The organism is Xenorhabdus sp. NBAII XenSa04 (assembly GCF_963866145.1).
Taxonomy (GTDB): Bacteria; Pseudomonadota; Gammaproteobacteria; order Enterobacterales; family Enterobacteriaceae; genus Xenorhabdus; species Xenorhabdus indica.
The window spans coordinates 1-4,289 of record NZ_CAWMEB010000147.1; the positions used below are offsets into that span (position 1 = coordinate 1).

A 4,289-nucleotide genomic window follows, 5' to 3' on the forward strand; every position below is an offset into this window, starting at 1 on the left:
AATCTTCTGTAATATATTACTTTTCATGATTAAGTCCTTGCCGCTAATGCGATCACTTTTTCATAAGCTTGACCACTATAAATTGTATCTAATGCCAGTTGGGCATTTTGCCGTAAGTCTTCGTTTCCATGTATTTTCATTAAGAGAGCAACATTGGCAGCCACCGTATCGGCATGAGCTTTTTCCCCCCGTCCTTGCAGTAATAAACTCAACATATGGCCATTTTCTTGCGGTGTTCCGCCATTCAGCGATGATATCGGATGATTGGGTAGTCCAAAATCTTTCGCTGTTAACTGATATTGAGTAATCTCACCGTGATTAAGTTCAGCAACTTGAGTGGGCGCGTGCAAAGCAACTTCATCCACGCCTCCGCTATGTACCACCACAGCACGTTGATAACCCAATACTTGTAATGTACGCACGATAGGATCTACCAATTCTGGGCTATAAACACCAATTAAGGTGAGAGGCGGTCGGGCAGGGTTGATCAGAGGACCAAGTACATTGAATAAAGTACGGGTTTTCAATTGCTGGCGAACTGTTACTGCATGATGAAATCCACTGTGGTATTGCGGTGCAAACAGAAAACAGATATTAATTTCATCCAGGGCCCGGCGGGATTTTTCAGCGCTGGCATCCAATGCTATACCAAATTCAGCCAGTAAGTCAGATGAACCTGAACGACTGGAAATGCTGCGGTTGCCATGTTTTGCGACTTTAAGGCCGCAGGCGGCGGCAACAAAAGCACTGGCAGTTGAAATATTGATACTGTTTGTACCGTCTCCGCCTGTACCGACAATATCACAAAAGGAATAGTCAGGACGTGGAAACGGAGAAGCATGGGCTAATAGTGCTTGTGCCGCGCCTGCAATTTCCTGCGGCTGTTCGCCCCGCAGTTTCATGCTGATTAAGACAGCAGCTAATTGAGGCTCACTTAATTCACCACAAATAATAGCAGTGAAGAGTTTTTCGCTTTCTTGTTGGGTCAGGGGTTGGGCGCTGAACAATTTTTCGAAAGTTAATTGCATTTTTTTCATCCTCTTCTTTTTATTATCTGTCAAATCTCTTTGGATGCAGCGCCCATACCAGAGTTTGTTCAAGCAACCTGGCTCCTTGCGCTGTCAGGATTGATTCAGGGTGGAACTGGAATCCACAGACTCTGTCGTCATTATGACGTACAGCCATGACTGTCTCGCCACAAGAAGCCGAAACAGTCAGTGTTGCCGGAATGTTAACGCCTGCAAGAGAATGATAACGGGCAACGGAGAGAGGATTAGGCAGATTGGCAAACATGGCTTGTCCATCATGTGTCACCAATGTTGATCTGCCATGCAGAATTTCTTTGGCTACCGAAATATTGCCGCCGTATGTTTCGATAATCGCCTGATGCCCAAGACATATACCAATCACTGGGATTTGCCCAATAACCTGCCTGAGTAATTGTGGCATGCATCCGGCCTCTGACGGTTTTCCTGGGCCAGGGGATAACATCAGCAAGGGGGAATCCATCTTTCCAAGTTGCGCTATTATTGTCTCTGTGGAAACGGTATTACGGTAGATAACAACTTGATGACCACTGGCACGGAGTTGATCCACGAGATTGTAGGTAAAGGAATCTACATTATCGAGCAGAAGAATATTTGCCATTAGAATGCGACCTCCGTATTGTGAGCTTGAGCTATAGCACGAATGACAGCTCTGGATTTATTGAGAGTTTCGGTGACTTCTGCTGCGGGAATGGAATCCAAAACCACGCCGCCACCTACCTGAACGGTGGCTTTACCGTCTTCTACATAGGCAGAGCGAATAACAATGCACGTATCAAAATCACCTTTGCCGGTGAAGTAACCCACTGCGCCGCCATAACTGCCCCGGCGTTCACCTTCATATTGCGCAATAAGTTGCATCGCCCGGACTTTTGGTGCACCTGTCAGCGTTCCCATATTCATACAAGCCTGATAAGCATGAAAGACATCCAAGTCATGGCGAATTGTACCGACAACACGGGAAACAAGGTGCATAACAAACGAATAGCGATCGACTTTAGTTAAATCAGCGACATAGCGACTGCCCGGCTCGCAAATACGGGCTAAATCATTGCGGGCCAAATCAACCAGCATGACATGCTCAGACATCTCTTTGGCATCGGTACGCATTTCTAACTCAATTCGGCTATCGAAATCGGCATCTAACTCGCCATTAGCATTGCGTCCACGGGGACGGGTTCCTGCTATTGGATAAATTTCAACCTGCCGGTTATTAGCATTATATTTCAGGGCACTTTCAGGTGATGCACCAAACAGACAAAAATCCTGATCCTGCATAAAGAACATATAAGGACTGGGATTTTGATTTTTTAAGGTACGGTAAGCACTTAATGGGGAAGGGCAGGGTAATGTGAAACGCCGGGATGGCACTACCTGAAATATCTCACCCTGACGAATAAATTGTTGTAATTGCTGAACGATGTCTGCGTACTGTTCATCACTCCGGTTACAGGAAATCTCCATATTAGGTAATGTTGTGGGGATCAATGGCTGACGAGGTTGAGCAATGATGTCAGCCAGTGCAGATAAGCGTTTTTCAAGACGTTGTTTTTCTGTATCTGATGCACCGAATAATGAAGTTTGTAACAAAGTATGCTGGCTTTGATGGTCGATCACCATTAAGGTTTCGGCCAGGTAAAAACAAAAATCAGGGCAGTGTTGAGAAGTTTTGACTTTAGGGAGTGGTTCAAATCCAGCGACTAAATCATAGGCAAATAATCCACCTGCGAAAATGGCTTCAGGGGTTCCTGAAAAAGAAGATAAAGTGGTTAGAACGCGTAATGCGTCAAAAACAGAGTCTGCTTTTAATCGGCTGTCTTCGTCTAAATTTTTCTCAATGATAGGAAATTGTGCCTGAAAGGAATGTGTATCAATACTGATTTGGGCTTTCTCTGACAGTAATTCGGCGAGAACAGGCAGCAAATTCCGGCCATTTTCAGTAAGTGCTGTAAAATTGACCTGTTGCTCACTGGCAGTAATACGTATCGCGCTATCAATGATCAACATACTTTTAAGATCTTTTTTACTGTTTATTTCAGCAGATTCTAGCAATAACGTTGCTGGTCGGTTGTTGCAAAGTTGATTGAAAAGCAGTGTCGGATCAGCCTGATAGACTGTTTCTATTTGATTTATCGAAATATTGAAGTCCTTACCTATCATACCCACCCCCTTTTGTGATCTTTATCTACAGAAAATTGGTATAAAAAAACCCGCTTTTCAGAGCGGGTTATTGGCACTTTGGTTCTCTACTTATGTGCGTCATTCAACCGCCCTGAATGGGAAATTGAGCCACCAACGCATCTTCTGAGTCGTTTTCATCAGTACAGCCATCTTAAGTGCCTTGTTAAGTAGAGTATTAATAAAATGTATTCAAATCAATCTTGCGTACTAGTAAACTGATTCGAGATTCACTTGTCAATAGTCTTTTTAATATATTTTTCTGCTATTGTGTATCGGGTATTGTGTATCGGGCTGTGATTTGAATTTATAACGTATAGTTTATTTTTTATAAGTACAATAGGTTGAGTTTTATCCCACGTGATTCTATTGTGAGTGAATTCTGATGTTTTTCACAAAACAGCATCATTTTTTAATGAGATATTATCTTATGAAAAAAATAAACTTATATGCCATGTTCTTTTTTATTATTTTAATCATTTTTCACAATGCTAGTGCAGTTGAATTAAATAAAGAGATTATTATTCCAAATGAAATAAATAATAAAATAAAGAAACCTATGAATACATCTATAATTCCTCCTAGTTATTATTTTAACTTAACTTTTAAAAATGACAGTAAATACGACAAGTTGAATCTTTATCGTACTTATGATCATTGTATGTATAATGCAGGGGAAGAGAGCATTTATTTGCAAGCAGGGGAAGAAGAGACACAACAAGTTGAAATTAAAAACCTCTTTGGCGTGCCACTGTGTACTGGGATTGCTAAAAGCATAGTTTGGACGGCGACAACTTATTTCAATAATAGTCAATATAAACAATGTGTAATTACATTGACTTTTTCTTATAATCCATTTTTTTATATTTCTGGATATGATTGGTATTATCATGTTAATACAGAAAGTGGTTGTGATCTTACAGTCATCCCTGATTGTGGTGGAAATAATTGTTTAAATAACTTTGGAACCCCCATTGCAGATGATTATAATATTACTATTGCAATAAAAGATGATAATAACTGGGAACCTCCATCAATCACTTCACCTAAGCCTAATTCAACCGT

General features: G+C 41.3%; 3 protein-coding genes, 1 pseudogene and 1 other annotated feature. Of the genes and pseudogenes, 1 reads left to right on the top strand and 3 read right to left on the bottom strand.

What is annotated here, in order from left to right:
• Positions 1–29: 29 nt before the first annotated feature.
• Genes trpD through AAC147_RS06950 form a run of 3 tightly spaced genes read right to left on the bottom strand, consistent with a single transcriptional unit; the run spans position 30 to position 3,206 of the window.
• Positions 30–1,028, bottom strand: a complete 999-nt coding sequence (gene trpD, locus AAC147_RS06940; RefSeq protein ID WP_047686081.1) for an anthranilate phosphoribosyltransferase — start codon at positions 1,026–1,028, stop codon at positions 30–32.
• A gap of 22 nt (positions 1,029–1,050) precedes the next feature.
• Positions 1,051–1,647 carry a glutamine amidotransferase-related protein gene (locus AAC147_RS06945; protein WP_047686083.1) on the bottom strand — a complete coding sequence of 199 codons (597 nt, stop codon included), beginning with the start codon at positions 1,645–1,647 and terminating at the stop codon, positions 1,051–1,053.
• Positions 1,647–3,206 (bottom strand): anthranilate synthase component 1, encoded by a 1,560-nt coding sequence (locus AAC147_RS06950; protein ID WP_047686086.1) that lies wholly within the window; start codon positions 3,204–3,206, stop codon positions 1,647–1,649. Before AAC147_RS06950 ends, AAC147_RS06945 begins: the two co-directional genes overlap by 1 nt.
• A 40-nt stretch (positions 3,207–3,246) precedes the next feature.
• Positions 3,247–3,347: a sequence feature (Trp leader region), on the bottom strand.
• 307 nt (positions 3,348–3,654) lie between these two features.
• Between AAC147_RS06950 and AAC147_RS06955 the strand changes: the two are divergent.
• A pseudogene (locus AAC147_RS06955) lies at positions 3,655–4,289 on the top strand (hypothetical protein); the annotation flags it as partial.